The organism is Streptomyces sp. W16 (assembly GCF_033194735.1).
In the GTDB taxonomy this organism is placed as follows: domain Bacteria; phylum Actinomycetota; class Actinomycetes; order Streptomycetales; family Streptomycetaceae; genus Streptomyces.
Genome location: NZ_JAWOAI010000503.1, coordinates 1 through 6,939 on the forward strand (window position 1 = coordinate 1; position 6,939 = coordinate 6,939).

Genomic DNA, 6,939 nt, shown 5'->3' on the forward strand with positions numbered 1-6,939 from the left:
CACGCGGCCGGTCCGCCGGGCCGTGGGCCGCGGCGGCGGAAGCCGGTCGCGGCGGTCGTCGCCCTCGTGGTGGCCGTCGCGCTGGTGATCGCCGGCGGGGTGTGGGCGGTGACCACGCTGACCGGTGGCAAGGACACGGCGGCGACGAAGAAGGCGTCCCCGTCCGTGTCGTCGTCGCCGACGGGCTCCGAGTATCCGTACGGCCAGGAGGTCGGTCTCAAGAAGGCGCTGCAGACCGGCGATTGCGTGCACGCGGTGTGGACCGGGACGGCGTTCCGGTCGCGGCCCAACCTCGGGGTCGTGAGCTGTGCGCACGACGTTCCCGACGGCCAGGTGATGGCGGTCGACACGGCGAGCGACTTCGCCGACGCCCGAGACCACGGTGCCGAGCGGTGCGTCGGCAAGGCGAAGGCGGCGGCCGACTCCCTGGCCGACGCGGACGTGTACGCCCTCACGCCGACACAGGCGGGCTTCGGGGCGGCCGGGGGCGGTACGGCGTGTCTCGTACTCGGCCGTCATGTGCCGATCGGCGGCGAGATAGGGCGCTTCCGGGACACCGGGTCGAACGTGTGGACCACCGAGATGAGCGTCGGCGACTGCTGGCTGTACGTCGACCACAAGACGTACTTCACGGCGTCCCTGGCCGACTGCGCCGACGAGCACACCGACCAGGTGATCGGTTTCGTGACGACTCCGAAGACGATGGCGTTCCAGGAGGCGCTGCAGCAGGGGAACAAGCTGTGCAGCAACAAGTTCGAGTCGACTTGGGCGCCCGGAACCGACCGCTCCGTCTTCGGGTATCTGTCCGACGAGGACAACTGGAAGGCCGGATTCAACTCGGTCGTGTGCACGGTGGGCCAGGCCGACCGCACCCGGACGACCGGGGCGATATCGTCCTCGGGCACGGCCGCCTGAGGGTTGTGCGCCGCGAATTCACCGGGGGTTGGCCTGCCCGTCGCCCACGGCTGCCAGCCTCCCGGACCGGGGTATCCGGGTCGGGAGGGGACACGCATGGAGAGCGGGCCGGCGATCTTCGCGGGGTTGGTGTTCGCCCTGTTCGGAGGCGCGCTGCTGCTGTGGACCGCGGTCAGGGTGCGACACCGTGAACCCGTCGCCCAGGGTGTGAACCCGGTCGCATCGGCGACCCTCGCGAGCGTCGTCGCGGTCGCCGCCCTGTTCCTCGGAACCTGGTGCTTCCTGCACGTCTGAGCACCGCGCCCGAGCCGGGGCACGGGTAACCGGGGGATCACCCTCCGGATCACTCCGGAAAGGCCGGTGGGGACTCCGGGCGGCAGGAATGGCGGTAGTCGGGTTACCGTTCGAGTGGCCGTTGCGGGCTTTTCCCGTTTGACACGGGGGCGGGATGTACCGTCACACTCCGCAGCGTCACCATGACCCGACCCCGGGACGAAGGCCCCAGGGGAGGCCCCCAGCGTCGACCGGAGAGAAGAGCGAAGTTGTCCCCGACCAGCGAGACCGCACACGGCGGCCGCCGACTCGTCATCGTCGAGTCCCCTGCCAAGGCGAAGACGATCAAGGGCTACCTCGGCCCCGGATATGTCGTCGAGGCGAGCGTCGGGCACATCCGTGACCTTCCCAACGGCGCCGCCGAGGTGCCAGAGAAGTACACCGGCGAGGTGCGCCGCCTCGGTGTGGACGTCGACCACGACTTCGCGCCGATCTATGTGGTCAACGCCGACAAGCGGGCCCAGGTCAAGAAGCTCAAGGACCTCCTCAAGGACTCCGACGAACTCTTCCTCGCCACCGATGAGGACCGCGAGGGCGAGGCCATCGCGTGGCACCTCCTTGAGGTCCTGAAGCCCAAGGTCCCGGTCAAGCGCATGGTGTTCCACGAGATCACCAAGGACGCGATCCGCGCCGCCGTCGCCAACCCGCGCGACCTCAACCAGCCCCTGGTCGACGCCCAGGAGACCCGCCGGATCCTCGACCGCCTCTACGGCTACGAGGTCTCGCCGGTCCTGTGGAAGAAGGTCATGCCGCGCCTGTCGGCCGGCCGTGTCCAGTCCGTCGCCACCCGGCTCGTCGTCGAGCGGGAGCGCGAGCGCATCGCGTTCCGTTCCGCCGAGTACTGGGACCTGACCGGCACCTTCGGGACCGGCCGGGCCGGGGACGCGAGCGACCCCTCCACCCTCGTCGCCCGCCTCCAGGCCGTCGACGGCAAGCGGGTCGCCCAGGGCCGCGACTTCGACTCCCTGGGACAGATCAAGAGCGCGAACACCCTCCACCTCGACGAGGACAACGCCCGCGCGCTGGCCGCCGCCCTGGAGAACACCGACTTCGCCGTCCGGTCCGTCGAGTCGAAGCCGTATCGACGCTCGCCGTACGCCCCGTTCCGTACGACGACGCTGCAGCAGGAGGCCAGCCGCAAGCTCGGCTTCGGCGCGAAGGCCACGATGCAGGTCGCGCAGAAGCTGTACGAGAACGGCTACATCACCTACATGCGTACGGACTCCACGACCCTGAGCGACACGGCCGTCAAGGCCGCCCGCGCCCAGGTGACGCAGCTGTACGGCGCCGACTACCTGCCGGCCCAGCCGCGCGTGTACGCCGGGAAGGTCAAGAACGCCCAGGAGGCGCACGAGGCGATCCGCCCCTCGGGTGATCGTTTCCGCACGCCCGCCGAAACCGGCCTGACCGGCGACCAGTTCAGGCTCTACGAGCTGATCTGGAAGCGGACCGTCGCCTCCCAGATGAAGGACGCGGTCGGCAACTCCGTCACCGTGAAGATCGCGGGCACCTCGTCCGACGGCCGGGACGTCGAGTTCAGCGCGTCCGGCAAGACGATCACCTTCCACGGCTTTTTGAAGGCCTACGTAGAGGGCGCCGACGACCCGAACGCCGAGCTGGACGACCGCGAGCGCAGGCTGCCGCAGGTCGCCGAGGGCGACGCGCTCAGCGCCGAGGAGATCACGGTCGACGGGCACGCCACCAAGCCCCCGGCCCGCTACACCGAGGCCAGCCTCGTCAAGGAGCTCGAAGAGCGCGAGATCGGCCGCCCGTCGACGTACGCGTCGATCATCGGCACCATCCTCGACCGCGGCTACGTCTTCAAGAAGGGCACGGCCCTGGTGCCGTCCTTCCTGTCCTTCGCCGTGGTCAACCTCCTGGAGAAGCACTTCGGGCGGCTCGTCGACTACAGCTTCACCGCCAAGATGGAGGACGACCTCGACCGCATCGCCAGCGGCGAGGCGCAGGCCGTGCCGTGGCTGCGGCGTTTCTACTTCGGCGAGGGCGAGGCGACGGGCGCCGCCGAGGCCGGCAACGGCGACGGCGACCACCTGGGCGGCCTCAAGGAGCTCGTCACCGACCTGGGCGCGATCGACGCCCGCGAGGTGTCGTCCTTCCCGGTCGGCAACGACATCATGCTGCGGGTGGGCCGCTACGGCCCCTACGTGGAGCGCGGCGAGAAGGATTCCGAGAACCACCAGCGCGCCGACGTCCCCGAGGACCTGGCGCCCGACGAGCTCAGCGTCGAGCACGCCGAGGAACTGCTCGCCAAGCCGAGCGGCGACTTCGAGCTGGGCGCCGACCCCGAGTCGGGCCACCAGGTCATCGCCCGCGACGGCCGCTACGGCCCGTACGTCACCGAGGTGCTCCCCGAGGGCACCCCGAAGACCGGCAAGAACGCCGTCAAGCCGCGTACGGCCTCGCTGTTCAAGTCGATGACCCTCGACACGGTGACGCTCGCCGACGCCCTCAAGCTGATGTCGTTGCCGCGCGTCGTCGGCAAGGACGCCGAGGGCGTGGAGATCACCGCGCAGAACGGGCGCTACGGGCCGTACCTGAAGAAGGGCACGGACTCCCGCTCGCTGACGGCCGAGGACCAGCTCTTCACGATCACCCTCGAAGAGGCGCTGGAGATCTACTCCCAGCCCAAGCAGCGCGGCCGGGCCGCCGGCAAGCCGCCGCTGAAGGAACTGGGCACCGACCCGGTCAGCGAGAAGCCCGTCGTCGTCAAGGACGGCCGCTTCGGGCCGTACGTCACCGACGGCGAGACCAACGCGACCCTGCGCTCCGGCGACAGCGTCGAGGAGATCACCCCCGAGCGCGGCTACGAGCTGCTCGCCGAGAAGCGGGCCAAGTCGCCCGCCAAGAAGACGGCGAAGAAGGCCCCGGCGAAGAAGACGGCGGCCAAGAAGGCGCCCGCGAAGAAGACGACGACGGCCAAGAAGACCGTCGCGAAGAAGACGACCACGGCCGCCAAGAAGACGACCACGGCGGCGAAGACGGCGACGGCCAAGAAGACGGCCACCTCCAAGGTGACGTCGGAGGACTGACGTCTGCCGGGCTGTTGCCCAGGACCTGAGGCGCGCACGCTTCCTGCACCGCGGGGTCGCGAAACGAACGCCCCGGCATCACTTTGGTGTCGGGGTGTGCGCAGCTCCGGGCGGGCGCGGCTTGTTGTCGGTGGCTGCCGATAGGCTGAAAGCATGACGCCAGCCGAGCAGCCAACGGCCCACCAGCCGGCCCCCGACGACGCCCTTGTCGCGGACTCCCGCGAGCGTGCCGTCCGCGCCCTGCTGCGCCAGCCGCAGCTCAAGCGGTTGTGGAGCGCGCAGTTCGTGACGGGTGTCGGTGACACCCTCGCCCTGCTGGTCCTGGTCGTGCTCGCCCTTCAATCGGCGATCGCCCTGGGCTCGTTCGGCGGCGGCTATCGGGGTGTGGCGTTCGCGGTGGCGGCCGTCTTCGGGGCGCGCATCCTGGCGACACTGCTCTTCGGGGCGGTGCTCCTCGGCCCGCTCACCTCGCTCACCTCGCAGGACGGCCCCCTCGACCGGCGCTGGACCATGGTCGGCGCGGACGGTCTGCGGGCCGCGCTGCTCATCGTCGCCCCGCTGTGGATCGACTGGACTCCGGACAACGCACTGGCCGTGCTCCTGGTGACCGCCTTCGTCACCGGAGTCGCCGAGCGCTTCTGGACGGTGTGCCGCGAGAGCGCGGCGCCCGCCCTGCTGCCGGCCCCGCCGCTGGAGGGCGCCACGGTCCGGCCGCTGCCCGACCACATGGACGCCCTACGACGGCTCTCGCTGCGCACGAGTTTCGTGGCGATCCCGCTCGCCGCCGCGGCCCTCGTAGTGGCCGCGTTGCTGAACAACCTGTTGGGCACGGGCGTCGCCTGGTTCGCCCAGCACCAGGCGGCGCTCGGTTCGTACGTCGCCGCCGGACTGTTCGCTGCGTCCCTCTCCGTCCTGACCGCCCTGGAACTGCCCGGAATCCGCACCCCGCGCGCGCGGTCGCCGCTCGAAGGACTGCGCCGCCCCAGGACGGGCACCGGCATCGACAAGGGCCGTACAGGCGCGATCGCGCTGCTCGTGGTCGCCTGCGCGGCCGTCGCCGCAGCGATCTCCGCCGCCGTCGCCGTGTCCGTGCTCCAGGCCAAGGACCTCCATGGCGGCCCGGTGACCTTCGGGCTGCTGGTGCTCGGACTGACCGGCGGGGTCGTGCTCGGCATCCGTACGGCACCCGCCCTGCTCCCGACGCTGTCGCGGCGCCGCCTCCTCACGCTGGCGATCGCCTTCACCGGCATCGCGCTGCTCGCCGCCGGCCTGGTCCCGGACGTCACCACCGTGCTGCTGATCGTCGCGCTGGCCGGCATCGGCGCGGGTGTGGCCGCCAACACCGGGCACACCCTCCTCGACCAGGAGGCCGAGGACTACCGCAGGGCACGCACGACCGAGCACCTGCACGCGGTCGTCCGGGTCTCCGTGGCACTCGGCGCGCTGATCGCCCCCCTGGTGGCCGCGCTGATCGGCCCGCACCGCCTGGAGAACGGCAAGTTCGTGTTCGCGCACGGCGGAGCCGCGTTCACGCTGATGCTGGTCGGCGCACTGCTGCTGCCGGTCGCCGCCCTGGTGCTGGCCAAGGTCGACGACCGCTCCGGAGTACCGCTGCGGCACGACCTGCGGGACGCCCTGCTCGGCGGCGACGACCCCGACACCGTGCCCGCGACCACCGGCTTCTTCATCGCCCTGGAGGGTGGCGACGGCGCCGGGAAGTCCACCCAGGCCGAAGCCCTCGCCGAGTGGATAAGGGGCAAGGGACACGAGGTCGTACTGACCCGCGAGCCCGGCGCGACACCGGTCGGCAAGCGGCTGCGGTCGATCCTGCTCGACGTGTCGTCGGCGGGACTGTCCCACCGCGCGGAGGCGCTGCTCTACGCCGCCGACCGCGCGGAGCACGTCGACACCGTCGTACGACCCGCCCTGGAGCGCGGCGCGATCGTCATCTCGGACCGCTACATCGACTCGTCCGTGGCCTACCAGGGCGCGGGCCGTGACCTGTCCCCGACCGAGATCGCCCGCATCAACCGGTGGGCGACCGACGGACTCGTCCCCCACATGACCGTCCTGCTGGACGTGGACCCGGAGACCGCCCGCGAGCGGTTCACGGAGGCGCCGGACCGACTGGAGTCGGAGCCCGCCGAGTTCCACGCGCGTGTGCGGTCCGGTTTCCTCACGCTGGCCGCCGCCGACCCCGGCCGCTACCTGGTGGTGGACGCGGGCCAGGAGCCCGAGGCCGTCACCACCGTGATCAGGCACCGCCTCGACACGGTCCTGCCGCTCTCCGAGGCCGAGATCAAGGCCCAGGAGGAAGCGCGCAAGGCCGCCGAGGAGGAGGCCCGCCGCAAGGCCGAGGAAGAGGCCGCCCGCAAGGCCGAGGAGGAGCGCCTGGAGCGCGAGCGCCAGGAGCGGCTCGCCCAGCTGCGCGCCGAGGAGGAGGAGCGCAAGCGGCGCGAGCTGGAGGAGGCCCAGCGCCGCGAGGCCGAACGCCAGGCCGAAGAGGCCCGCCAGCGCGCCGAGGACGCACGCAGGCGTGCCGAGGAGGAGAAGGCCCGCCTCCTCGCCGAGGAAGAGGCCCGCGCCGCCGAGGAGACCCGCCGCAGGGCCGAGGCCGACCGGCTGCGCAAGCAGGCCGAGG

General features: G+C 71.3%; 4 protein-coding genes. All 4 read left to right on the forward strand.

Annotation, left to right across the window (positions count from 1 at the left end; translation table 11 throughout):
• On the forward strand, positions 1-915 hold a 915-nt coding region (locus R6V09_RS41850), incomplete at its 5' end, for a septum formation family protein (RefSeq protein ID WP_317886727.1).
• 96 nt (positions 916-1,011) lie between these two features.
• A complete protein-coding gene (locus R6V09_RS41855) occupies positions 1,012-1,209 on the forward strand; it encodes a hypothetical protein (protein ID WP_317886728.1) in 198 nt (65 codons plus the stop codon).
• A 248-nt stretch (positions 1,210-1,457) separates the two neighbouring features.
• On the forward strand, positions 1,458-4,298 hold the full coding sequence (gene topA / locus R6V09_RS41860; protein WP_317886729.1) for a type I DNA topoisomerase: 2,841 nt from the start codon (positions 1,458-1,460) through the stop codon (positions 4,296-4,298).
• 153 nt (positions 4,299-4,451) lie between these two features.
• Positions 4,452-6,939 (forward strand): dTMP kinase (gene tmk / locus R6V09_RS41865; RefSeq protein WP_317886730.1); only part of this gene is annotated, 2,488 nt, incomplete at its 3' end.